The following is a 24,244-nucleotide window of genomic DNA, read 5'->3' on the forward strand; positions in this document are numbered from 1 at the left end:
TGGTTATATTATAAAGGATTAAGACTTTTTTTTGTTATTTAATTTCAAAAAAAAAATTTTAAGATACTGTTAAAATTTGATCTAGGATGAATAATGTTACTCAGTTTGATTTAGGAACAGAATTACCAAAAAACTTTTATGAATCTAAGCAATTTAAAGAACTAAGAAACAATTTAGAAAATACAAATCAATCTTATTTTCTAACTGGAAAAGCTGGTACAGGAAAATCTACCTTCGTTGAATATTTTAGAATAAATACAAAAAAAAATGTAATGATACTAGCTTTTACAGGAATAGTATCAATTAAATGTAGAGGCAGAACAATTCATTCTTTTTTTGGTTTTCCACATAGATTGTTAAAAGGAAGTGATTGTAAGCTATTGAGAAATCAAAATTTTATAAAATCTTTAAATACTCTAATTATTGATGAGGTATCAATGGTAAACCCAAATCTAATGGATGCAATTGATAAAACTCTTAAAATTAATAGAGAAAATGATTTGCCATATGGTGGTGTACAAATGTTATTTGTTGGAGATGTATTCCAGTTAGCTCCTATAGCAAAAGATACTCAAAAAGAAATTTTAGAAAAAATGTATCCTGAAGGGAATTTTTTTTTTAATTCAAAGTGGTTCAAAATATTAAACCCAAAAAGAATTGAGTTTCAAAAAATTTTTAGACAAAAAGACACTGATTTTATTCAAAATCTTGAAAGTATAAGAAGAAATCAAATTTCAAATGAAGTTTTAGATTTTTTTAATCAGAGAGTGATAGATCAAAAAAAAAGAGAGCCTAAAGAAAATCTTTCTTTTAAAGAAAGAATTAAAGAAATTAAGTTTAACCATCCATTAACATTTAGGAATTGGAATGAAAAAGATGAGGAAAATACTGGTGAAACAATGGAAGAAATTAAAAAAAAATTCGTTAATGCATATAAAAAATGGACTGAAGAAGAAGATAAAAACTTAATTAAGTTATTAAACGATAAAAAGTGTATTTATGAAATTTCTCAATTATTTAAAAGAAAACCTACTGCAATATGTTCTCGAATAATTACATTAAATGAAGATAATAATCAAAATCGACATAAGGGTTTAATCCTATTGGCCCCAACAAATAGAAGAACTTATGAAATAAATCATAAAAAACTTGATGAAATAAATTCTGAGGAGTTTTCATATAATGGTAAAGTAACAGGATCTTTTAAAACCAGCGACATGATGTCTGAAAGAAATTTAAAACTCAAAGTTGGTGCTCAAGTAATGCTAACTAAAAATGATATCAATGAACGTTGGGTAAATGGAACCATAGGTTTTGTAGAAAAATTAGAGAAAGATAAAATATTTGTAAAAATTGGTAAAAAAATTTGCCAAGTAGAAAAAGTTACATGGGAAAAATTTGATTATTTAATTAAAGATAAAAAATTTGAACCAAAAGTAATTGGAACATTTGAACAATATCCTATTAGATTGGCGTGGGCTGCAACAATCCACAAATGCCAAGGTCAAACATTTGAAAGGGCTGTTATAGATTTTGACTCTGGCTCATTTGCTCATGGAATGACTTACGTTGCTTTAAGTAGAGTCAAATCCATAGAAGGATTAAATCTTATACGGCCTATCAAATTAAGTGATATTAGATTTGATGAAAGAATATATAAATTTCAAGATTCTATAGAGCTTAGACTTCAATAAATTAATCCATCTTTATAAATTTTATTAAGTATTCTTAATATCATCAGGTCCCCGACATATAGATTGTGCTTCAGCAATTTTTTGAGGCAATCCTTCTAATTTCCAATTATTCCTTAAAATATCAAAATAATCATCAGGATTAAAATTAGGCCCACTGACTAATTCAATACCAAAATAATTTTCACTGTCATACCAAGCCATCATTGAGCTAATCATACTTCCAATATGCTTAAGTCCAGGTGCCTGCATCATAACAAGGTTCATAGATCTAAAGAGAGGTTGGACTAAAATAACCTCAGCAGCACCATCAATTTTACGTCCATTAATTTCTATGGGAATTCTTGCATCCTGAAGTTTATTAATGTTTTGATTTTCTATTGATGTTGAAAAAGAAAATAAAATACCCATTCTCGAACAATCATTCTTTTTAATAAAAAATCTGAGTTTATCACCGTGTATTACTTCACCATGTTTAGCGGTAACTACAAAATCACTAAATTCGTCAATCGTCCATCCTTCTTCTTCCGCTTGGGCTTGATATGCAAAGACAATAAAAAACAGCAATAAGTGGGATAAAATAATAAGTAAAACCCTCTTCATGATTTGAGCTCCACTTTGTATCCATGTTTCCTAAATATTTTTATGATTTTATCCCAGACTAAGCTGTTATGTTCTCCTGGTTTTATTTCAAATTTAAATGATTGTTTGTAAACGGGGCTACAGTTATCGTATGCAATGTATGTATTCACGTGGCAATACTTACAGACACGGTTTATTTCCATGTATTAGAACTCCTGAGGTTGTTTGATTTTTTTAAAGTTAAAAGTTTATAGTTGGTAATAGACTCAATCCTTTTCTGTTTGTTCGAATTACGCAACAAGGGAGATAATAAAAACAGCGGAATACGATAGAAAAGGATTGAAATCCAATGCATTAAATTAATTAACCATCCTTAGATGTTTAATTTTTGACTTAATTATGTTTTTAAAAAGATTTATTTTTTTGCAAAACCAAAGCGGCAGGTAACCTAAAAGAAAAATTTCTAAAATTAAATTTATAAAGCCGAAAAGCTTTTTAATTAAAATTACAATTAAGAATTCATAAATCAAATTTACTTTCTATTCTTTTAATTTTTTTGTATTGAAAATAAATTATGAAGAGTAATAAAATCACAAATAAAGGATAACCAATAACAAAAATTACAATATTTACTAACTCGTATGTGGTGCCAGTTAATTCTGCAATCCATACCAAAATATCAACACATAAGTAGAATAAGTAATTAATCATTTATTCTTTCCTCTATATCTTTAATTTTTTTTACAATTGATTTATTTGTTTTTCTTTTGATTAGATCTTTCAATTTTTCATGAATGTTGAGGTCTTTTTTAATAATGGATACAATCTGATTTCTTGTTGCCTGAAACTTAGATAATTCAAACAATATAATAAAATCTCTCTTATTTTCTGCGTAATTTAGTAATTTTGGAGCTAACAATCTAACTGTATCTGTTGAAAATTTTATGTCTGAAGACATTTTATTTGAAATGTCAACAATTTCTGAATTTTTCATTTTTTCCAATAAAACAAATGTGTATGTTTAAAATTTGCTACAAACTTGTTTTATTTGTGAAATGTAAAAAAATTTTATTTAAAGTTTTAGAATATAAATAAATTGTAATAATTTTATAATTTAAGTTTTAAAGTTTATTTCTTGTTTGTTCATTAATACTTTCACCATAAATTTTAATTTTATTTAGCTCTTCTTGCTGAGCTTTTTTCTTCTTTTGGTGTGAATAATAAATTGGCATCACAATTGATAATCCTACAATAATAATTGCTAATATTATTTGCCAGTTTTCAACCATCTAACTGATCCTCATAAATTTTAAATTTAATATAAAGTGGGTCATTTTCTTTATCATATATGACATCCATATTTGCATAACCCTTTAAATCAATAAAATTAGCAACAAACTCACCTATTTCTCTGTCACTTAATTTTTTTTCAAAATGTTTCTCAATTATGGTCATAAATAATTTTGAGCAGCAAATGTCTCAATAATTGTATTCAAATATAGCTCTTTAGCCCTTTGAATATCTTCAATTCTGAAGCTCTCTCCAGCAACAGATAAATCTGTATACAGGCCATTTAGATTAATTTGAAAATCAACTCTTTCGTGATCAACAAAGAAAGCAAAGCTATCTTTTAATGTTTCTTTTTTAGAGATATCAAATTCAAAGGTTCTCCAAAAATACCTTTTGTTTTCAGTGTCTATTTTCTTAAATGTGGATAGGATTTTATCTAAATCTTTGTGAAAAGCTTTGTCATTTAAAGCTTCTTTATTCCATATTTCAATTACTTTTGAGTGAATTTCTTTTTCTCTTTTTTCAACTTTTTCTCTAAGTTTTCTCTTCTTATCTTGAGTTTCTAATATTTTGTTTTCTAAATTTTTTAATTTTTCGCTTAAATTCTGTGATTTTTCGTTACTTTGTAGCATTTTATTTATACCCAACCCTATCAAATAGGATTGGGCATTTCAAAATAAGTTAACTACTTATCCTCAGATTTTTTTTTAATAAATGAAGCATGCACTTCTTTAGTAGTTGAAGTCTCTTTTTCATTTTCCACAGCCTCAATTAAAGATTCTGCAAACATTCCTATCTTTTCACCTGCTGCTTGCTTTTTTTTAAGTAGTTCATAGACCTCTTTAACTGTCGCCATTAGATCCCCCTTTTATTCTCCAACCATTTTCTTTTAAGACTCTGATTAGATTTTGAAGTATCTCATCTCGTGATGTGTTTTTGTCACCCACTTTTCTCAAGAATAACAATTGTTTTTTATTTTGAATTGTAGGTGTCTTTTCATAAAGATCTACTAATGATTTGGAAATTGGACCAGTAGGGCCACCTTCTTTCATTATTGTTTCATACATTCTTTTGAGAATGTTTTTATTGTTAGGATTGTTTTTCATTTTTCTCCTTTAGCGTTAATGTTTAATGTCCGAAGCAAGTAGAGTTATTTCTAAATCACGGACAATTTGATTTTATTATAATGAAGAATAAAAGTAAATTAGTATTAGATATAAAATTAAAGAATTATGAAAATTAGTAGATCTAAATGGGATAGTTTTATTAAGTGCCCTCTTTGCTTCTATCTTTTGGAAAAACATAAAATTAAACCACCTAGTACACCTGGATTTCCAATTAATTCAAGGGTAGATGCACTGCTAAAAGAAGAATTCGATAAGCTGAGAGCAGAAGGAAAACCACATCCTATATTTGAGGAATATAAATTAAATTTTGTTCCTTATAATGGCTTAGATGAGGAAACATTACGTAAGTATAGACATAACTTTAGTGGTGTGAGAGCAATTTCTAAAAAAACTGGTATTGAGATTTATGGTGCTTTAGATGATTTGTGGCTTAACAAAGATACAGATGAAATCGTTGTATTAGATTACAAAGCAACATCTAACAAAAACCTAGAAGATTACACAACATCCTCAAAACATTATCATAAAGGATATTTAAGACAGTTGGATTTTTATGCTTATTTATTGCAACTTAATGATTTCAAGGTCCATGATACAGGCTACTGGTTAATCTGTAATGCTGCAGATCAAAGTCAGACAACTTTTGATAAAAAAGTAAATTTCAAAACCACTTTGTTATCTTACAAACTTAAAACAGATTATATAGAGGACATACTTGTTGATTTAAAAGCATGTTTAGACTCTGATAAATATCCTAAGTCAGGGCAAGATTGTGATAATTGCAGATGGTATAACGAGAAAAGAAATTTAGGTGAAAAATTACGATCTAGTTAAAATCAAAAAATATTATTTTTTAAATTTATAATATAAAGAAAACAGAATAAGACCTACAAGGACAATTCCTACAAATATCCTTAGGTATTGATTAAAAAATATATCTATAAACTCAATCATTAAATATTAAACTTATCCTTAATTCTATAAAACCACACTGCTAATTTAAAATAAAATACTCTTAATTGTGGGAAAATAAATTTCTTAGGTAAACCTTTATAAATTAACGAGATATCTAAATCTTTACTATTCGATGAAAAAACTAATTTAGATAGTTGTTTTCCAGCCCAAGGAGCTGCACTAACCCCTACACCACTATAACCAAATCCATAATAAATTTCTTCATTATCTATTTTACCAATTGAAGGCGTAAGCTTTTGAGACAAAGCAATTAAACCTCTCCAATTATAATCAATTGTAACATTGCTCCATTTAGGAAAAATATTTTTTAAAAATTGTTCCATATCATTTGCTCTGTTTTGATTTGATTGATTGCTTCCTTCAAAGTCTCCTCTAGTACCAAATAAAATTCGATTATCAGGTAACTTTCTATAATAATATAAAAGGTTTTTAGAATTAGCTATTGGAGCATAAGTATTAAAGTTATGTAAACTAAGCTCTTCATTGGTAAGTGGTCTTGTTACTATAATATTTGAAATAACAGGTAATACTCTTCCATCCATTTCAGGAATTAATCCCTCTTGATAAAATCCATTGGTTGCAACAACTATTTTTTTTGTCTTTATTGATCCTTCATTAGTTCTTAAATGATAAGAACCATTTTCTTTTTCAATTTTTTCAACTTTTGTGTGCTCGTAGATTTTTAATTTTTTAGATAAAGCATACTTTGCAAGTCCATTTACAAATTTTAAAGGATTTATTGCAAATCCAGGTTTATATGAAAAAGCTCCAAATTGCTCAGTTCCATCATGACCTATTTTATCAAATTCTTCTTTTGAATAAACTTTAGTCTCTATTCCAAATTCAGACTTATATACTTCAGCTTGTTCTTTGATTTGATCAAATTTGTTTCTGTGATGAGCTACTACAAAGTTATTTTCACCCGTTACATCACAATCAATATTATAATTATCAATTAATTCTTTAGTGTAATTAGCTCCCTCAACAGAGTTTTTAAAAAACTTCTTGGTTTCTTCTGTTCCATAAACAGATTGCATTTTTTTATAAGACATTTTGCTTGGGGGCAGACAGCAAAATCCTGCATTTCGAGAAGAGGCACCCCAACCTACTTTTCCAGCCTCAACCAAAACTACATCTAAGTTATAATTTTCAATTAAGTTAATTGCACAAAGTAAACCGGTATAACCACCACCTATAACTACTATTTCAGAACTAATATCTTTTTGAAGTTTATCTAAATTTAAATTCTCACTTGAAGTTGCTTCCCAGTAACTAGGAACAGGTTTATTAAACTGATAAATATCTGAATGATAGACATTACTCATTACTTCCCTAATCTTTCACTAACCCCTTGTTCTTGTTCTTTGTTAAATTCATCATCATTTAAATTATATAACTCTTCTATTCTAAGGTTTTTAGTTATGATTGTTGGTACATTTTTATTTTTCATTCCAAGATGTCTTGCAAACACTGCTTGTTTTTTACTCGTTTGATGAGGTTGAAAGTCTTTAATGTCTTCAATGGTTACTTTATCTCCTTTAACAAGGTATCCACTTTCAACAGCTTCATTAAAAACTTTAATTCCTTTTTTAGTTCGCATCACTGCAGCATTAAAGCCCTCATCTTCTCCTTTAGGTGAACCTCCTCTCCAAGTATCAAGTGCAGCAATATCAGAACTTTCTCCTATTGCATCGGGACAAATTTTGCATCTAAAGGGAACTTTCCAATTGCTTTCATCGCCCCAAAAAGAATTATAATCTTTATCAAACTCTCTTTGATCTTTTGTTTTGATATACATTCTTCCAGGGTTCCCAAATCCTCTATATCTAAATTCTTCTAACTCTTGTTCTTTAACATTAAAGCTATCAATAAACTCTTGTGATTTTGTTAGTTCTTGAAAACCCCCACAAACAAGGGTGAATATATATTTACAATACTGATCAACTCTTTCATCTGACTTAGCAAGCAATCTAATAGCTCCTGCATCACAAGGTTTTCCAACAAAAGCAAAGGTTTGTTTTTTATCTAAAGCTTTATGAAATTCACTTAAGGGTGAGGATGGGCCGTATCTTGATCTACTTTCACAGTTAATTAAATCCTCTTTATTATAACTGTATTTTACAATGTTTCGCATCGGGTTATCTTTGTCCCCTGCTGTATGCATTATAAAATCAACTTTCTTTTGTTCTAATAAATATAAAGACAAACCATTTAACAAACCACCTGTGGAACTTTGAAATCTGATCTTTGGATCAGCAGACCAAGAATAATATAAATCAAAATAATTTCCCCAAACCAAATCTTTATTAGCTCCTTCATTTTCTTTATGATCTTCAGGTCCTTCAGCAATAACTCCAGGACAAACTTTTTTAATTTCCTCTAAAGTTTCATTTGATATTGGTGTTAATTCTTTAGGCTCTAAATTACCTTTGTCACTCATCTCCATTTCTAGAGAATTACCTGCAATACTTTTACAAAGTCCGCAGCCAATACAAAGGCCATTTTTTACAATATCATCTAAAGAATTAATTTTTGTCATTACTCTTTATAAGATGGGTCTTTTGCATCACATCTTCTAAGTAATGCTGGCCACTCATTTAAACCTGGTGAAAATAAATCATATTGTTTTTGAGATAATTTCCACATCTCCTCCGTTGCTCTTTCAAGAGGAAGTCCTGAACCTGTTGCTTGTACTGCAACTTCACACATTCTAATTGCATAATACATATTCATAAATGCTTCCCCAGCTGTTGCACCAACAGTAAGAAGACCGTGGTTTTTCATAATCAAAACCTTATTATCTCCCATGTTTTCAGCAATTCTAACTCGCTCATCTTTGTTAATCGATAGTCCTTCCCACTCATGGTAACCAACTTTTCCATAAAGCATTGAGCTATCTTGAACTAAATGAGGAATACCATCTTTCAATGCCGTTGCAGCTAAAGCTGATGGAGGATGTGCATGAAAGACAAATTTTGCATCAGGATGATTTAGATGAATAGCACTATGAATAATAAAACCTGCCGTATTTGCTTTTTCAGGTCCCTCTAAAACTTTACCATGCTCATCTACTTTAATTAAGTTTGATGCTTTTACTTCTTCATACAACAAACCCATCTCATGCATAAAAAATGTATGATCCGTTCCTGGAGCTCTTGCAGTGATATGGTTCCAAACCGTATCATCCCAACCCATCATATTTGTTAATCTAAACATGGCAGCAAGATCTACTCTTACTTTCCAATCTGCGTCACTTATATTGTTTTTCATCGTCCCTCCTTTGAAAAAGTTAATTTATTATTTTGTTCTAAAAGTTTAATCACTTTTAAGTGATTAGAATTTGGTCCGTATTTCTTAATTGCTTTGTTATAAATTTTTGAAGTTAAATTCATTATTGGTAGTTTTAATTTTTGTAATTTAATAATTTCATTAGCAAGATTTAAATCTTTCATGGATAAACCTAAAAAGAAAGATGGATCATAATCTCCATTAATCATGTTAGGGCCGTATCTTGTTGAAGTATAACCACCACTTGCACTTTTATCGATAATCTCTAACATTGTTTTTGGTTTAATCCCTGATTTTACCCCAAGCATCAGAGACTCTGAGAGAGATAAATAGTTTAAATAACAAAGGCTAACTTGTGCAATTTTAGCAGCATAACCAGCACCTGGTTTATTCAGATAATAAATGTTTTTACCTAATATATTAAAGACAAACTTAAGCTTATTAACTGTCTTTTTATTACCTCCAATAAATATTGATAAATCGCCTGATTGAGCCTTTAAATTTCCACCTGATATCGTTGCATCAACGAATTGGTTTATTTTTTTACTTAACTTTTGTTTTAAAAGATTAAAGCACGTTAAAGAATTGGTAGAACAATCAATCCAAATTTTATTATTACCTAATTGATCAATAATTTTACCTTTTCCAATTGATAATGCTTTAATTTGTTTTGGTCCAGGAACACAAGTGATAATTACATCAGAAAACTTGATTAATTCATCTAATGAGCTTGTTGCTTTTGCTTTTTTAGATTTAAATTGTTTTAAAGATTTAGCACTTACATCGTAACCTAATAAATCTATTCTTTTAGATTTATGTAAGTTTAATGCCATTGGCATCCCCATATTTCCTAAACCAATAAAACCTATTTTCATATCAATCCATTAACCCGTCTACTTCAACATTATTTCGCTCATAATGAATTGGAAGTGCTTTACCGTAAACTTGTTTAGAGTGTTCAGGTTTATTTACTCTGTAGCTATCTTTTACATAAGTTGGTAATGCAATGTAACGAGAAGTATTTCCCTCTATTTTTGTTACTCTATGCATAGAAAATCTTCCTTTAAATATTTGAAGATCCCCTGGTTGAAGGTCTAATGATTTAACTTTATCTCTTGAACCACGAAGAACTTTAGTAACCTCATCAAAGTTTTCATTTTCAGTGCTTCTTAAATCTGGTGAGTATTCAAACAATCCACCCTTTTCAGCTTTTTGAACTAAAATACTTAAAGTAAATTCATTGCCATCAAAGTGCCAAGGAAAGTAATGATCTTTATACATGATACTATATGGATTTTTACCCAAAGGATCTGACCATCGATAAAGAGGGAAAACCCCTAAACTATCTGAAACAAATTTTAACATTTCCTCAGACTCGTAAATTTTATTTAAATCAGATTGTTCTTCTAAATCATCTGAATTGATGTAACCGCTTTCTCTAAATGAAAATACTCTCTTTGGATGATCTTTTGATAAATTTTCATCATCTTTTGAAAAGTAAGGATTATGATGATCTTTGGTCCAATGAGTTTTGGGAAGATTTCTTTCGACTTCTTCCTTCATTCGTTTCAAAGACTCGCTAAGTACAAAGTTTGGAAGTACACAGCATCCATCTTTATCAAGTAGCTCTCTATTTTTAGTAATTAAATCTTGATACTCTTTTGATCCTGTCTGATCAATTGGGTAATCTTTTAAGTTAACAATGTTTTTTATTTCCATAATTCTCCTTTAATTAAAATTAATTTTTAAAAAAGAAGTGATTACAATTTCGTGGGCGTTGAAGAATTTATATGATTTTTACAGTCTACTTTTTGAAGTAATAAATTAAATAGATTAGATGATAACTTTGAACTCAAGCCAACTCTAGCCAGTCTATGACAGTGAGTAAAAAGATTAAGATTCATAAACAAACGGTATTATATTTTTAATCCCAGGTAAACAAATTTCACTTATAAAATAATTGGGATTTGACAATTTAAATACTACCTAGGGTGAATACTGATAAAAATTAAACCGTTATTGCTTGATCTTTATTCTCAATTTTAAATTCACTGTCATTAAAGACATTTGTGTTTGGTAAAGTTGCAACAATATGAATTCTATCTTCTTCCCCACCATTAAAAAAATTATGGTATTTAGTAGTATTAGTTAAATAAACACTGCCATCCGCTGGCATATGATATGCTCGATCCTCAATAACCATTCTGCATCCATAGTTGGTTATAATTGGAATATGCAATCTTGGTTCTGGATCTTTATGCCAACTCAATGTTGATCTTGGTTCTTTTTTTAAAACTCTAGTTCTTCCAAGTTTATAAATATTTGAAATTTCATCATAAACATATTTAAAATAAGTATTACTGAACTCTGGAATAAACTCATTAAATTTATTTTCATCAATAAAGTCTGCTCTTTCAACTTCTTTACCATTACTATCAGGTCTCGTCCAATATCTGCCCCAGGAATATTTACCTTCTGTGCTTTGATTGTCACCTTCAATTCTGTTTAGAGAAATACTGCAAATATTTGTAACCACTCCTCCAGCATTATCAAATTTTTTTATCTGTACAATTTCTCTGTAAGCTTGTTTGAGCTTTTCAATATCAAATTTGATATTCTTTAATGTAATTATATGGTTATTTTGGAACACTTAATTTAATTTCGATTTACCATTAAAACATCTTAATTAAAACTGTAAAAATTTATTTTAAGGTACCCTCTAAAACATATTTTAGTATTCTAACTGCTTGTTTTTGGTCTGAAGCAACAGCAGCTGCAGCTGCATCTACTTCTTTTAAAGCATGTTGATGCTCTTCATTATGAATAATAATTATTGATTTATTTAAAGCAGCTGCATATCCCGCATCAAAAGCTGCATTCCATTGTTTGTATTTTTCACCAAATTTAACAATGATGACATCACAATCCTTAATCGATTTTTTGGTTCTAATTGAATTGATATTAGCTCCTTTTCGATCTTTCCAAAAATTTTTTTCTTCAGGACCTAAAATTTCAACTCCACAATCATCTGAAGAGGCATGATCTGTTACAGGAGATGAAAATTGAATGTCTAAATTTTGTTTTTTACATTCATCAATAATTTCATCACGCCAATTTGTGTGAATTTCTCCTGCTAAATATACTTTCAACATATGTTCTTTATATATAGTAACTAGTATCCCAAATTTCTATCTATTTGGTTAATTAATTCTTTATTTTCTGTGAATAATTTTAAATTTCTAAAGAAAATTTTAAGAACCATCTCAATATAATTCCCCTCACTATCAGATGAAATATGAGGAGTGATAATTAAATTTGGAGTGTCCCAAAGGTTTGATGTTTTTGGAATTGGTTCTTGTGAAAATACATCTAAAATTGCTCCAGCAATTTCATTATTTTGAAGTTTAATTCTTAAAGCTTCGTAATCTAAAACAGATTGCCTTCCAATATTAACAATCCCACACGTAGATTTTAATTTATCTAATCTTGATTTATTAATTAATCCTTTGGTCTCATCCGTTTCTGGAACTGCTAAATATAAAAAATCAGCATCTGGTAACACTTCATCAATTTTATTAAATTTAATAACTTTAGAGCATCCCCCAACATTTTTTCCTTTTCTATTAACACCAATAACGTCTGCTCCAAGTTTACTGATATGTTTAATCATTGAACCGCCTAAAGAACCAGTTCCAACAACAACTACTTTCCTGTCCTCTATTGGTTTTCCAAGTAAAGATGCAAATTCTTTATTTTTTTGGTTGGTTACAATTCTAGTCATATGATTTTGGAGCATTAATATACTCATCAAACCAAACTCCCCTGCTTTTTTGGCATGTACCCCACTACTGTTTGTTAAAACTAAATCTTCTGTCATCCAATCAAAAGGAGATAAATGATTAACACCAGCAGAAATCACATGGATCCATTTAAGATTAGGTGCAATTTGTTTTAAATCTTTTGTTGGAAACTGCCAGCCGAGTAAAATGTCAGCTGATTGCATCGAAGAGACAAAATTATCATCATCCCAATCAATTAAATATTCGACTTTATCCCTTAACTCAGGATATTGATCAAAACCCTTTTCAATTTCTTCTTTAGTGATTGTATTATTTTTCTCACCTTCAGCATCACAAGGTAAAAATCCCTCTTTCCAGTGATTATTTCTGATGTGTATTTTAATTTTTTTCATATTTTTAATAAACTATCAATTTTACAAACACAAAAACTGATTTTTATATTAATTTTATAAAGGTAATTAATGATTTAGTAACTTAAATAATTATCAATTACATAGATCAAAAAAATTATTACTAATGCTGATAATAAGACTAAAGGGAATTGATTTTTTTTAGCACCACAATAAGAGCATTCTTTTTCAAAATTAGTTACAACTTTTTTACATTCTTTACATTTAAAAACGTTCATATTGTTTATTCACTCTTTAAATTTAAAAAATCAGACCATATTAATGAAAAAAATAATATATTTTTCATCACTAAATTAAAATTTTCATCAGAAGTGTTATGAGATAATAGAATGCTAGACTCTGGCTCTGGAGAATTAAAAATTTTAATTTTATTTTTAATATCTGAATATTGTTTTTTTAACTTATCGACAAGATCTTGATCAAAACAAAAAATAGTATCAGATGTTTTCAACATCATTGATGTTGCTTTTTGTGGCGTGTGAGAAAAATTATTTTTGTATCTGTGATATTTTAAAAAATCTATGCATTTTGGATCAAGAATATCATTAATTGAAACATCAATACCTGCAGAAATAATTTTAAATTTGTTTTTTATTAAAGTGCTATCTAAAATTTGTTCTGCTACAGGTCCTCTGTACTTGTTATTACGACTTAAAATAAGTATTTTTTGTTTCATAAATGAAATATTATAAAAAATCTTAATTTTTAAATCGTATTTATTACTATTAAATTTTAATATTAATTTTTTAGATGATTTAGTTAATAATATTTAATGTCTTTAAAATTAAAAGTAATTGATATTTTTAAAAGTAAAGATCCAATTATCCAAGAAGTTGTTAAGGATAAAGTTACTTTAGAGATTGTAGTTTTGTTATTAAAATATAACATTGAAAAGAAAACTATGTACGCGGATAAATTTCTAGAAAATAACAATATTAAAGCCTCTAGATCTAAAAAAATTGGAATCATTCAAAATTTAGAAAAAATTAAAATTTTAGAAAGAAAAATTGATAATAAAGATAAAAGAAAAAAAATAATTTTAATTTCTGAACAAGCTAAAAATAAATTAAATCAATACTTTGAATAGATTATGTCAAAAAAAAATATAGAAAACTTGTTAGATTTTTTAGATGAAATAGATAACAAATTCTTCAATCAATTTAAGAAATTAGATAAAATTGACTATGAAATAATTAAAACAATTTCTAAATTTAATAAAATCAAACAAAACAAGATGATCTTTAGAAAAGATTTAGATTTATTAAAAATTAAAACTGCAAAAAAATTTAAATTAGAAAAAAAAGAAATTTTTAATCGATTTGACAAATTAGAAAAACTTAAAATTTTTTAATGATCTTAAAAAAATTTTTATCAATTGTTTTTATTACATTTTTTTCATATTTAATTTTGCATCATTTTCAATTGCTTGTTTACTCAGGTAATTTTTTTTCCGAAGAATTAAATGCTTATGCTTATTCTGTTTATATGCCACACGGTCTTAGAATTTTATTTTTTTTAATTTATGGTTTTTGGTCTATTCCAGGACTTCTAATAGCTCATTTTGTTGCCTCTCTAGGAACAGATTTTATAAACTCTTTTCATCAATTACTTTCTATAACTATTGCAGCAATTTGTGTTCCATTAAGTGCTTTAGTTTTAGAAAAAACTTTTAAAGAAATTGAGAATAAATTTAATTTAAAGTATTTAATTTTTTTAACTTTACTCAGTGCATTTATTAATGGTTTTTTTACAAATTTTTATAGATATTTAACAATATTTGAAAAAGATCTTGTAAGGTTTTGTGATGAGTTTTTTGGTTATTTTGTTGGTGATATTTTAGGGGTAATCTTAATTGTTAGTAGTTATTTGGTGATTAAAAGAATATTCTTACTATCTATTAAATAAAATTTAATTAAAGTGATATAGTATTTGATATGCCTTCATTTGATGTAATTAGTAAAATCAATTATCAAGAATTTGATAATGCTTTAGCAAATTGCTTAAGAGAAATTAGCAATCGATATGACTTTAAAGGGCTTCACATCACTATAGAACGAAAAGATAAATCAGTTACTACCAATGCTCCTGATGAGTTAAAATTAAAGCAAGTCAATGAATTATTACAAACCCATTTGGTTAGAAGAAAAGTAGATCCAAGGGTTTTAGAAGTTAAAAGCTCAGAGGGTGCTTCGGGTGGAGCAATTAGGCAACTAAGTGAACTTAAAGAAGGTATTAGCCAAGAAAATGCTAAAAAAGTTATTGCTGACATTAAAAAACTAAAACTTAAAATTCAGGTTAAAATACAAGGTGATGAATTAAGAGTGGATGGTAAAAAAAGAGATGATCTTCAAGAAGCTATCGCAGCTATTAAAGCTATTGATATTGGGCTTCCAATAGACTTTGTGAACTTTAGAGATTAATACACTCAAACTATTTATTGTATTTGGTACAAAAAGATATAAGCAGACACTCAATTACTTAAAATTTATATCTTTCCCAACATAATGAACTTCTCTGATCTAAATATTGAAAATAAATTAAAAAAATCAATCGAATTAGCTGAATTTAAAACTCCGACCCCTATTCAAAGTCAATCGATACCAATTAGTTTAGAAGGAAAAGATGTTTTAGGAACTGCTCAAACAGGTACTGGTAAAACATTGGCATTCACAATCCCAATGCTGAATAAGCTTTTAAAAGATAAGCAAGCAATGGCTTTAATAATTTGCCCAACAAGGGAACTTGCAACACAAGTAATGGAAACTGTTTTAAAACTTAATATTAGAGAAATAGGTATTGGTAATGCTCTTTTAATTGGTGGTGAGAGTATGCAAAAACAACTTAGACAATTAAAAAAAAGAGCAAGAATTATAGTTGGAACTCCTGGAAGAATTAACGACCATATCGAGCGAAAAAGCTTGAACTTATCTAGAGTGAATTATCTTGTCCTAGATGAAACAGATCGAATGTTGGATATGGGATTTACTCCACAAATAGAGGTAATTTTAAAATTTATTCCAAAAGATCATCAAACATTATTATTTTCTGCAACTTTACCTGAAAACATTTTAAAAATTTCACAAAAATATCTAAATAATCCTGAAAGAGTATCTGTTGGATCATTATCAACTCCAATTGAAAAAATTAAACAAGAAACTTTTCAAATCACAGCTGATAAAAAATATCATGAGTTGATTAACCAATTAGTTGAAAGAAGTGGATCTATTTTAGTTTTTGTTAAAACTAAACATGGTGCTGATAAAATTGTAAAAAGATTAAAATATGACGGTCATAAGGCTGATGCTATTCATGGAAATCTCAGACAAAGCAAAAGAGATAGAGTTATTAGAGGATTTAGAAATGGTAATAGTAGGATTTTAATTGCAACAGATGTTGCAGCAAGAGGATTAGATATTCCAGTTATAAAACATGTAATCAATTACGATCTTCCACAAGTTCCAGAAGATTATATTCACCGAATAGGTAGAACTGGTAGAGCTGGAAAAGAAGGTTCAGCTTTAACTTTTTTAACGAATAGTGATCGAAATATGTGGAGATCTATACAAAAATTAATAGATCCAAATTTTAAAACTTTTCAAGAAATTGAAAAAAATAGATCTAAAAAAAATAAAAAAGATAAAAAATCATTAAATAAAAAGAAAAAATTTAGAGATGAAACAAATTCTAAATTTAAGAAAAATAAAAGATTTAACAAAAAAGAAAATAACCAAAGATCAAAATTTAAAGATAAAAAGAAATCTTTTAACAAAGATCATAAAAGATCTAAATTTAAGAACAAAGAAACAACAGCTGGTTATACAAATAATCCGAAATATTTTAGTAAAAAAAAAGAAAATCCAATAGAAAATGAAAGCTTTAAACAGAAATCTTTTAAGAAAAAAAATAAATTTAAAAATCGTAAGAGACCAAAAAATTTTTCATTCAAAAAGCACAAACGTAAATAAAATTAAAATAAATTAATTAAATATTTGTGTAAAAAATATCCTACTACAAGCAAAGATATTCCTATTAAATAAATTAACCAAAAATTCATTCCTAATGGTTTTGCAAAAAAGAATGGAAGAAAAAATAAATAGCTAACTGGAACTGCAATCAAAATACTTTTAGTAAATGTTACTGTTTTTTCAACATCTTGATGCTCATAATAAGAAAATATAATTGCAATCAAGGATGCAATTGGTAGAGCAATGATAAACCCAGATAATTTTGGGTATTGTCCAGATAACCAACTAGCAAAAGAAATTATTATTGCAGCAATTATTATTTTAATAAAAAAAAACATTAATATATTAATTTTGTAAATCTCTTAACCACAAACCTTCTGGTAACGGAACTAACAATAAATTTTTAAATCCAAAATATAATAAAAGAACAAAAATGCTTCCAAAAATCATAAATAAAGCTATTTTTTTAATACCTACGCTTAAACCTGAATTTACTAATATTAATAAATTAAAAGCAATTAAGCTTGTAAATACAAAGCCTGTTCTCTCTAAAAAATAAATCCATGCAAAAAAAACAATAATTAGTAAGAAAATTTTAACAGTATCCACATTCTCCTTTTCAACTTTAATTTCAATTTTAAAAGATCTGAAAATTAAAAGTACTGATAACAATAATAGTACAGAAGTTATTGCATAAGGAAAAACAGAAGCAAAAGGACTTAACTGGTTTGCCTCATGAAACAAAACAACTGATAAAATAATTAAACAAATTCCAGATATAAAAGAAGTAAGATCTTTAATCATTTGCTAAATCTCTTTTTGTAAATTTTTTTTATAGCTGGGAAAAATAAACTCATAATAATTAATAAAACTAAAACAAAAGATATTGGTCTTGCAAAATAGTTTGCTACAACACTGCCTTGAGCACTTCCTATGATATACGCTTGAACAAAACCCTGTTCTGCAATTTGACCTAACACCAAACCTAAAACAATTGGCGAAGCTCTAAAGCCTGATCTGTTTAAAACCCAGCCAATTAAACCAAAGAAAAACATAAAATAAACATTTAAAATATTGTTTTGAATAGAATAACTGCCAATAATTGTTAGAAAAATAATTATTGGAATTAAAACTTGTTTTGGAACTTTTAATATAGATTTATAAGCATATCGACCCATCAATAATCCTAATGGTAACATCATTATTGTTGCTAATAACAATCCAAAAATAAAAGTATAAACAATTGAAGATTGTTGAGTGAACAGAGTATCACCAGTTCTAATTCCCTGAACTAATAATGCTCCTAAAATTACTGCATCAGGAGGAGTTCCCGGTATTCCAAGACATAAAGTTGGAACAAAACCTCCTCCAACTGTTGCATTGTTCGCTGTTTCAGAGGCAATCAATCCTTCTGGTTCGCCCTTACCAAAATTTTCTTTATTTTTTGATGTTCTTTTAGCCTCTCCATAAGAAACTATACTTGCAATACTTCCACCTGCTCCAGGCAAAATTCCAACAAATGTACCAATTAATGCACCTCTAATTGCCTCAAATTTTTTTGCAAACATAATTAAAAAAGACTCTTTTAATCTAAGACTTTTAGGAGTTTCGTTTTCACCTAAATGTTTACCCTTCATGCTAGTAAGATCTAAGATCACAGGAATACAAAAAAGACCAATCATTGCACTGACAATCTCTATTCCACTATTTAAAAAACTTATATTCCAAGTCATTCTGACATCGCCACCAACGACAGCAACACCTATCATTGACATTAACAAACCAATACAGGCGCCTATTAATGATTTGATATTGTCTCCTTCTGATAATGTAGAAATCAGCGTTAATCCTAATAAAGCTAACCAAAAATATTCTGTTGGACCAAACATTAACGAAACACTTGCAAGTGGAGGGGCAAAAAGAGCAAGACATATCACACCAATTATTCCTCCTACAAATGAAGACATGCAACTAATAGACATTGCAAGATCTCCATCACCTTTTTTTGCTAATGGATATCCATCGAATGTAGTTGCAACAGCTGAAGGTGTACCAGGTGTATTAATTAAAATTGCTGACCATGATCCTCCAAAAATTGCTCCTGTATAAATTGCACCAAGAACAATAAGTCCTGATGAAGGTTCTAATGCAAATGTGAAAGGAACAAGAATGGCAACCGCCATAGTTGCCGAAAGTCCTGGCAAGGCACCAATAATGATCCCCGCCAGAACACCTGAAAATGCTAAACCTAAATTAATTAGGCTTAGTGATGACAAAAAATCTGCAAAAAGACTTGCCATCTAAAAACTTAATTATTTTATTAAACCAAGTTCTTTAGCTATCGCTTCATTAGCTGCTTGTTGTTGTTTCATAAAATCATCAATTTGATCATGACCAATGTTAACAACTACGAAAGCACCATCTTCCATCTGTTTTTTGAATTTAGGATCTGAATTAATTTTCATAATTCTATCAGACCATTCTTTAACAGTTGCTGCAGAAGCTGACTTAGGTAACGCGTAACCTCTATAAGCACCTGAAACGATATCAAAACCTAACTCTTTAAATGTAGGAACATCTGGATATGCAGGAAGTCTGCTTTCTGATGCAACAGCTAACATTCTAACTTTAGATCCTTGTTTAGCAGCAACAGTTGAGTAACCTGCTTCAGCTACAACTTGTTTACCAAGTAGTGCTTGCACTGCAGCTCCTGTACCTTTGAAAGGAACATAAGTTGTTTTGATATTTGCTTTTTGGTTTAAAGAAATTGTTAATAAGTGGTTTGCAGAATAAGTTCCAGATCCACTAAACGTTAGTTTTCCTGGATTTTTTTTTGCAAAGTCAATTAATTCTGCAAGACTATTATAAGGGCTAGATGCTTCTACTAAGATTGCATCTGGAGTATAATGGAAAAAAGAGAATACATTAATATCCTCTGTTTTGTATCCAGCTTTATCCCCTTTTGCGATTGGTTGCATAATAATATGAGGAAGGTTTACTCCCATTATAACACTACCATCACCTTTTTCAGAATTAAGTGAAGACCATCCTACTGATCCACCACCACCTGGTTTGTATTGAACAACAATATCATCATTATAAATATCTTTATAATATGGTTGTTGCATTCTAGCAGTCACATCAGATTCACCGCCAGGTCCAAATGGAATTATATTAGTTACTCCTGCATTAGCACTAGTAAACGTTACAGCTAGTAATGATATTGCAGCAAGGAACTTATTAAAAAATGTATTTAATTTCATTTATTTCCTTATGTTGATTTTTTTTAAATTTAAGAAAACCCAAACTAATTTATACTAAGCAATTGTCAATGCCGTTAAAATTTGACTTATAAGAAACTGAGAAATGTTTATAAATTGATGAAATAAAAATGAAAATAATAGATATCCAAGAGAAAATAGTACCCATTAGCTCAGAAATCAAAAATGCATATATCAGTTTTGCCAAAATGGACTGTAGTGTTGTAGCTATCAAAACAGACGTAAAAATTGATGGAGAAAATGTTGTTGGTTACGGATTTCACTCAAATGGAAGATATGCTGTAAGTGAATTATTAACGAAAAGATTTATTCCAAGACTTAAAGAGGCTGAAGAAAAAGAATTATTAAATGACGAGGGTACCAATTTTAGTCCTGAAAAAATTTGGAAAGTTTTAATGCAAAATGAAAAACCTGGAGGTCATGGTGAAAGAAGTACAGCGGTTGGCACTATTGATATGGCTGTATGGGATGTGGTTTCGAAAATTGAGAGACTTCCATTGTATGAACATTTAGCAAAAAAGTATGGTGATGGAAACTTTACTAATAAAATTTTTGTCTATGCTGCTGGTGGTTATTATTATCCTGGAAAAGATATTCAGATGCTTCAAGATGAAATGAAAAGCTATTTAGATTTAGGATATTCAACTGTTAAAATGAAAATTGGAGGAGCGTCATTAAAAGATGATCTAAATAGAATTGAAAGTGTATTAAAAATTGTTGGTGATGGGAAAAATTTATGTGTTGATGCAAATGGAAGATTTGATCTTAAAACTGCAATTGAATATGGAAAAGCAATAGAGGATTATAATTTGAAATGGTATGAAGAAGCAGGTGACCCATTAGATTATGAGCTTAATTCCAAATTGTCAGAAACTTATAAAAATGGAATTGCAACAGGAGAAAATTTATTTTCTATGCAAGATGCTAGAAATTTAATTCGATATGGTGGGATGAGAAAAGATATTGATTGGTTGCAGTTCGATTGCTCTTTAAGTTACGGTCTTGTTGAATATTTAAGAACTCTCAAAATGATGAAAGAAAATAATTGGAGCTCTACAAGAGTAGTACCTCATGGAGGTCATCAAATTTCTTGCAATATTGCTGCAGGTTTAAATCTTGGTGGAAATGAAATTTACCCAAGTTTATTTCAACCTTTTGGAGGATTTCCAGATGATTCATTAGTTGAAAATAGCTATGTTACCTTTCCTAAATTCATTGGAATGGGATACGAAAATAAAGCAAAATTAAAAGATCTATTTAAAAAATTATTTAATTAAAAAATTAGTAGTTCAGAATTGTCTAAAATTTGTTTTAAGAATTTAATGCCTTAAAAGGATCTAAAAATTCATAACCAAAAACATCAGCTACTGCTTTATAGGTTACATGACCTTTATATACGTTTAACCCTCCTAAAAAATTTTTATCCTCACTTAAAGCTTTTTGGTAACCTTTGTTTGCGAGTTTAACTAAAAAAGGTAAAGTTGCATTATTTAAAGCTAAAGTTGATGTTCTAGGAACTCCGCCTGGCATATTTGCTACACAATAATGAACAACATCATCTACAATATAAGTAGGATCTCCATGAGTAGTTGGTTTACTTGTCTCAACACATCCTCCTTGATCAATTGCTACATCAACAATAACAGAACCTCTTTTCATATTTTTAATCATATCTTTAGTAACTAATTTTGGAGCCTCTGCACCTGGAATTAAAACTCCTCCAACTAATAAGTCTGCTTCAGAAACTAGTTTTGTAAGATCAATTTTATCACTTTGCTCTGGAATAATTTTGTCACCAAACATTTCCACTAATTGTTTTAATCTAACTTCTGATTTATCAACGATATGAACTTTAGCTTGCATGCCTGTCGCAATGACTGCTGCATTCTCTCCTACTACACCACCACCTAAAATTACAACTGTTCCTCCAGTAACACCTGGAGCACCTCCCAATAAAAGTCCTCTTCCCTTTTGATTTTTTTCTAAACAATGAGCTCCAGCTTGAACTGACATTCTTCCAGCCACAGCACTCATTGGAGCTAACAATGGTAATCTTCCGTTATCATCTGTTACTGTTTCGTAAGCTATATTAACACTCTTTGATTTAACAAGCCCTTCAGTTAATTCTTTTGCTGCTGCCAAGTGAAGATATGTGTAAACAATTTGATTTTCTCTAATCATATCAACCTCAACTTTTTGAGGCTCTTTAACTTTAACAATTATATCTGCATCATTAAAAATATCAGCTGCAGTACTCGCTATTTTTGCACCTGCATTTGTATATTGATCATTTTCAAATCCAGCTTCAAACCCTCCATTGTTTTCAACAATAACTTCATGACCTTCAGATACTAAAGTTTTAACACTATCTGGTGTTAAACCTATTCTGTTTTCTTGAGGTTTTATCTCTTTAGGTACGCCTATCTTCATAAGCACTCTCCATGTCTTTTAATTTGCTTACTAGTTCTTTTGGTTTTTTTGATAATTAGTGATACCTGTTCTAAGTTTATCAATGATCTCATCTATATGTTTTTCTTCACATATAAATTGAGGAGCGATAATTAAACAATCACCAGTTGCTTTAAAGTTTACACCTGCTTCGTAACAAGCTTTAAAACATTCATAACCTGCTTTACCTGGTTTAGTATTCATTTTCATATCAATACCACCCATCATTCCATAACCTCTTATGTTCTCAACAGACTCTAAATCTTGAAGAGAAAATAATCCTTTTTGGAAATAAGGTGCTAAATTTTTTGCTCTATTAAAAATATCTTCTTTTTCAAAAATATCTTGAACAGCTAAACCTGCTGCTACTGCAACTGGAATTCCTGAATAAGTATATCCATGAAATAATTCAACAGATCCCATTGGAGAAGCATCCATTACCGCATCATAAATTTCATCTTTACATGCAACTACACCCATTGGAACAACACCATTAGTTGTTGCTTTAGCCATAGTCATTAAATCTGGAGTAACACCAAATTCATGACTTGCAAAAGAAGAACCTGTTCTTCCCCAACCTGTAATTACTTCATCAAAAATTAAAAGTATTCCATGCTTGTCACAAATTTCTCTTAATCTTTGTAAATATCCTTTAGGTGGTACTAAAGTTCCAGTAGATCCAGCAATTGGTTCTACGATACATGCTGCAATATTTTCTGGTCCAAAGTTACTTGCAATTCTCTCTAAATCATCTGCAAGATCTCCTCCTGTTTCAGGTTGACCACTAACAAATTTATGTTCTGGTAAATGTGTGTGTCTCATGTGTTGAACACCTGGCATTAAAATGCTTGCAAATGTTTTAACATTATTGATCATTCCACCAACTGAAACACATCCAATGTTCATTCCGTGATAACCTCTTTCACGTCCTACAAATCTAAATCTATGAGCATTTCCTTTTGCTCTATGATAAGCAATTGCAATTTTAATTGCAGTCTCAACAGCAGTTGAACCACAAATTGTAAAAAACATTTTATTTAAATCACCTGGAGTGTGTTTTGAAATTTTTGTAGCTAATTCAAATGAACCACCAAAACCTTGTTGGAAAGGCTGAGCATAATCTAAAGTCTCTAATTGTTTAGTAACTGCTTCTGTAATTTCTCTTCTTCCATGTCCTAATGGATTACAAAATAATCCTGAGCTTGCATCAATTTGTGTTTTTCCATGGTGAGTTTTTAGATAAACTCCTTTTGCTTCAGTAATTAATCTTGGGTTTGCTTTGAAATCTTTATTCGATGTAAACGGCATCCAATGTTCATTTAATGAATTTGGAACTGAAGTTCTTGTTTCTGAGCTCATAAAATTTTTTTCTCTCTTTATTAACTGT

At 29.1% G+C, this 24,244-nt stretch carries 32 protein-coding genes; 8 read left to right on the top strand and 24 right to left on the bottom strand.

Annotation, left to right across the window (positions count from 1 at the left end; all coding sequences use genetic code 11):
• Positions 1-86: 86 nt before the first annotated feature.
• On the top strand, positions 87-1,694 hold the full coding sequence (locus tag ACTTAR_RS02015) for an ATP-dependent DNA helicase (protein ID WP_440697557.1): 1,608 nt from the start codon (positions 87-89) through the stop codon (positions 1,692-1,694).
• 24 nt (positions 1,695-1,718) lie between these two features.
• Here ACTTAR_RS02015 and ACTTAR_RS02020 read toward each other — a convergent pair whose 3' ends face one another.
• From ACTTAR_RS02020 to ACTTAR_RS02055, 8 genes are all read right to left on the bottom strand, one after another.
• Positions 1,719-2,258 (bottom strand): hypothetical protein, encoded by a 540-nt coding sequence (locus tag ACTTAR_RS02020; RefSeq protein WP_440697558.1) that lies wholly within the window; start codon positions 2,256-2,258, stop codon positions 1,719-1,721.
• Positions 2,259-2,792: 534 nt separating this feature from the next.
• Complete coding sequence (locus tag ACTTAR_RS02025) at positions 2,793-2,984, bottom strand: hypothetical protein (protein ID WP_440697559.1); 192 nt, start codon at positions 2,982-2,984, stop codon at positions 2,793-2,795.
• The gene (locus tag ACTTAR_RS02030) at positions 2,977-3,267 is read right to left on the bottom strand and encodes a hypothetical protein (protein ID WP_440697560.1); all 291 of its coding nucleotides are present in this window, start codon (positions 3,265-3,267) and stop codon (positions 2,977-2,979) included. Before ACTTAR_RS02030 ends, ACTTAR_RS02025 begins: the two co-directional genes overlap by 8 nt.
• A gap of 127 nt (positions 3,268-3,394) precedes the next feature.
• The gene (locus ACTTAR_RS02035) at positions 3,395-3,562 is read right to left on the bottom strand and encodes a hypothetical protein (protein WP_440697561.1); all 168 of its coding nucleotides are present in this window, start codon (positions 3,560-3,562) and stop codon (positions 3,395-3,397) included.
• A complete protein-coding gene (locus ACTTAR_RS02040) occupies positions 3,555-3,728 on the bottom strand; it encodes a hypothetical protein (RefSeq protein WP_440697562.1) in 174 nt (57 codons plus the stop codon). The genes ACTTAR_RS02035 and ACTTAR_RS02040 overlap by 8 nt, the downstream gene beginning before the upstream one ends.
• Positions 3,725-4,195, bottom strand: a complete 471-nt coding sequence (locus tag ACTTAR_RS02045) for a hypothetical protein (RefSeq protein WP_440697563.1) — start codon at positions 4,193-4,195, stop codon at positions 3,725-3,727. Before ACTTAR_RS02045 ends, ACTTAR_RS02040 begins: the two co-directional genes overlap by 4 nt.
• Positions 4,196-4,248: 53 nt before the next feature.
• Positions 4,249-4,419: a hypothetical protein gene (locus tag ACTTAR_RS02050; RefSeq protein ID WP_440697565.1), complete on the bottom strand. Its 171-nt coding sequence runs from the start codon at positions 4,417-4,419 to the stop codon at positions 4,249-4,251.
• Positions 4,406-4,669, bottom strand: coding sequence for a hypothetical protein (locus ACTTAR_RS02055; RefSeq protein WP_440697566.1), 264 nt, complete (start codon positions 4,667-4,669; stop codon positions 4,406-4,408). The genes ACTTAR_RS02050 and ACTTAR_RS02055 overlap by 14 nt, the downstream gene beginning before the upstream one ends.
• 126 nt (positions 4,670-4,795) lie before the next feature.
• Here ACTTAR_RS02055 and ACTTAR_RS02060 point away from each other — a divergent pair, with 126 nt between their 5' ends.
• Positions 4,796-5,524, top strand: coding sequence for a PD-(D/E)XK nuclease family protein (locus ACTTAR_RS02060; RefSeq protein WP_440697567.1), 729 nt, complete (start codon positions 4,796-4,798; stop codon positions 5,522-5,524).
• Positions 5,525-5,643: 119 nt separating this feature from the next.
• Here the strand turns inward: ACTTAR_RS02060 and ACTTAR_RS02065 are convergent, their stop codons facing one another.
• From ACTTAR_RS02065 to ACTTAR_RS02110, 10 genes are all read right to left on the bottom strand, one after another.
• On the bottom strand, positions 5,644-6,990 hold the full coding sequence (locus ACTTAR_RS02065; RefSeq protein ID WP_440697568.1) for an NAD(P)/FAD-dependent oxidoreductase: 1,347 nt from the start codon (positions 6,988-6,990) through the stop codon (positions 5,644-5,646).
• Entirely contained in the window at positions 6,990-8,204 is a 1,215-nt protein-coding gene (locus ACTTAR_RS02070) for a Coenzyme F420 hydrogenase/dehydrogenase, beta subunit C-terminal domain (protein ID WP_440697569.1), read from the bottom strand. Before ACTTAR_RS02070 ends, ACTTAR_RS02065 begins: the two co-directional genes overlap by 1 nt.
• Positions 8,204-8,935 (bottom strand): class II aldolase/adducin family protein, encoded by a 732-nt coding sequence (locus ACTTAR_RS02075; RefSeq protein ID WP_428080323.1) that lies wholly within the window; start codon positions 8,933-8,935, stop codon positions 8,204-8,206. The genes ACTTAR_RS02070 and ACTTAR_RS02075 overlap by 1 nt, the downstream gene beginning before the upstream one ends.
• Positions 8,932-9,828 (bottom strand): NAD(P)-dependent oxidoreductase, encoded by an 897-nt coding sequence (locus ACTTAR_RS02080; protein ID WP_440697570.1) that lies wholly within the window; start codon positions 9,826-9,828, stop codon positions 8,932-8,934. Before ACTTAR_RS02080 ends, ACTTAR_RS02075 begins: the two co-directional genes overlap by 4 nt.
• Before the next feature lies 1 nt (position 9,829).
• Positions 9,830-10,672 (bottom strand): HalD/BesD family halogenase, encoded by an 843-nt coding sequence (locus ACTTAR_RS02085; RefSeq protein ID WP_440697571.1) that lies wholly within the window; start codon positions 10,670-10,672, stop codon positions 9,830-9,832.
• A gap of 289 nt (positions 10,673-10,961) precedes the next feature.
• Positions 10,962-11,603 carry an aspartyl/asparaginyl beta-hydroxylase domain-containing protein gene (locus ACTTAR_RS02090; RefSeq protein WP_440697572.1) on the bottom strand — a complete coding sequence of 214 codons (642 nt, stop codon included), beginning with the start codon at positions 11,601-11,603 and terminating at the stop codon, positions 10,962-10,964.
• Between the two features lie 52 nt (positions 11,604-11,655).
• A complete protein-coding gene (locus ACTTAR_RS02095) occupies positions 11,656-12,105 on the bottom strand; it encodes a YtoQ family protein (RefSeq protein ID WP_440697573.1) in 450 nt (149 codons plus the stop codon).
• A gap of 20 nt (positions 12,106-12,125) precedes the next feature.
• Positions 12,126-13,145, bottom strand: a complete 1,020-nt coding sequence (locus ACTTAR_RS02100) for a D-2-hydroxyacid dehydrogenase (RefSeq protein WP_440697574.1) — start codon at positions 13,143-13,145, stop codon at positions 12,126-12,128.
• 74 nt (positions 13,146-13,219) lie between these two features.
• The gene (locus tag ACTTAR_RS02105; RefSeq protein ID WP_440697575.1) at positions 13,220-13,381 is read right to left on the bottom strand and encodes a hypothetical protein; all 162 of its coding nucleotides are present in this window, start codon (positions 13,379-13,381) and stop codon (positions 13,220-13,222) included.
• 5 nt (positions 13,382-13,386) lie between these two features.
• Positions 13,387-13,839 carry an arsenate reductase/protein-tyrosine-phosphatase family protein gene (locus tag ACTTAR_RS02110; protein WP_440697576.1) on the bottom strand — a complete coding sequence of 151 codons (453 nt, stop codon included), beginning with the start codon at positions 13,837-13,839 and terminating at the stop codon, positions 13,387-13,389.
• 96 nt (positions 13,840-13,935) lie between these two features.
• Here ACTTAR_RS02110 and ACTTAR_RS02115 point away from each other — a divergent pair, with 96 nt between their 5' ends.
• The 5 genes from ACTTAR_RS02115 (at position 13,936) to ACTTAR_RS02135 (ending at position 17,128) form a co-directional block, all read left to right on the top strand.
• A complete protein-coding gene (locus tag ACTTAR_RS02115; RefSeq protein WP_440697577.1) occupies positions 13,936-14,250 on the top strand; it encodes a hypothetical protein in 315 nt (104 codons plus the stop codon).
• 3 nt (positions 14,251-14,253) lie between these two features.
• Positions 14,254-14,514, top strand: coding sequence for a hypothetical protein (locus tag ACTTAR_RS02120; protein ID WP_440697578.1), 261 nt, complete (start codon positions 14,254-14,256; stop codon positions 14,512-14,514).
• The gene (locus tag ACTTAR_RS02125) at positions 14,514-15,068 is read left to right on the top strand and encodes a hypothetical protein (protein ID WP_440697579.1); all 555 of its coding nucleotides are present in this window, start codon (positions 14,514-14,516) and stop codon (positions 15,066-15,068) included. Before ACTTAR_RS02120 ends, ACTTAR_RS02125 begins: the two co-directional genes overlap by 1 nt.
• Before the next feature lie 29 nt (positions 15,069-15,097).
• Positions 15,098-15,583 carry a YajQ family cyclic di-GMP-binding protein gene (locus ACTTAR_RS02130; RefSeq protein WP_440697580.1) on the top strand — a complete coding sequence of 162 codons (486 nt, stop codon included), beginning with the start codon at positions 15,098-15,100 and terminating at the stop codon, positions 15,581-15,583.
• Between the two features lie 84 nt (positions 15,584-15,667).
• Positions 15,668-17,128 carry a DEAD/DEAH box helicase gene (locus tag ACTTAR_RS02135; RefSeq protein WP_440697581.1) on the top strand — a complete coding sequence of 487 codons (1,461 nt, stop codon included), beginning with the start codon at positions 15,668-15,670 and terminating at the stop codon, positions 17,126-17,128.
• A 2-nt stretch (positions 17,129-17,130) separates the two neighbouring features.
• On the opposite strand, the gene ACTTAR_RS02140 is transcribed toward ACTTAR_RS02135, so the two are convergent.
• Genes ACTTAR_RS02140 through ACTTAR_RS02155 form a run of 4 tightly spaced genes read right to left on the bottom strand, consistent with a single transcriptional unit; the run spans position 17,131 to position 20,391 of the window.
• Positions 17,131-17,466 carry a hypothetical protein gene (locus ACTTAR_RS02140; protein ID WP_440697582.1) on the bottom strand — a complete coding sequence of 112 codons (336 nt, stop codon included), beginning with the start codon at positions 17,464-17,466 and terminating at the stop codon, positions 17,131-17,133.
• 7 nt (positions 17,467-17,473) lie between these two features.
• Complete coding sequence (locus tag ACTTAR_RS02145; RefSeq protein ID WP_440697584.1) at positions 17,474-17,932, bottom strand: tripartite tricarboxylate transporter TctB family protein; 459 nt, start codon at positions 17,930-17,932, stop codon at positions 17,474-17,476.
• Entirely contained in the window at positions 17,929-19,428 is a 1,500-nt protein-coding gene (locus ACTTAR_RS02150) for a tripartite tricarboxylate transporter permease (RefSeq protein ID WP_440697585.1), read from the bottom strand. Before ACTTAR_RS02150 ends, ACTTAR_RS02145 begins: the two co-directional genes overlap by 4 nt.
• A gap of 12 nt (positions 19,429-19,440) precedes the next feature.
• Positions 19,441-20,391, bottom strand: coding sequence for a tripartite tricarboxylate transporter substrate binding protein (locus tag ACTTAR_RS02155; protein WP_440697586.1), 951 nt, complete (start codon positions 20,389-20,391; stop codon positions 19,441-19,443).
• Positions 20,392-20,519: 128 nt separating this feature from the next.
• Between ACTTAR_RS02155 and ACTTAR_RS02160 the strand changes: the two genes are divergently transcribed.
• Complete coding sequence (locus ACTTAR_RS02160) at positions 20,520-21,686, top strand: mandelate racemase/muconate lactonizing enzyme family protein (RefSeq protein ID WP_440697587.1); 1,167 nt, start codon at positions 20,520-20,522, stop codon at positions 21,684-21,686.
• A gap of 34 nt (positions 21,687-21,720) precedes the next feature.
• On the opposite strand, the gene ald is transcribed toward ACTTAR_RS02160, so the two are convergent.
• Both ald and ACTTAR_RS02170 read right to left on the bottom strand, forming a co-directional pair.
• The gene (ald, locus tag ACTTAR_RS02165) at positions 21,721-22,839 is read right to left on the bottom strand and encodes an alanine dehydrogenase (protein WP_440697588.1); all 1,119 of its coding nucleotides are present in this window, start codon (positions 22,837-22,839) and stop codon (positions 21,721-21,723) included.
• A 30-nt stretch (positions 22,840-22,869) separates the two neighbouring features.
• Positions 22,870-24,216: an aspartate aminotransferase family protein gene (locus ACTTAR_RS02170; RefSeq protein ID WP_075505902.1), complete on the bottom strand. Its 1,347-nt coding sequence runs from the start codon at positions 24,214-24,216 to the stop codon at positions 22,870-22,872.
• Positions 24,217-24,244: the final 28 nt, after the last annotated feature.

Source organism: Candidatus Pelagibacter sp. HIMB1709, from assembly GCF_052047635.1.
In the GTDB taxonomy this organism is placed as follows: domain Bacteria; phylum Pseudomonadota; class Alphaproteobacteria; order Pelagibacterales; family Pelagibacteraceae; genus Pelagibacter.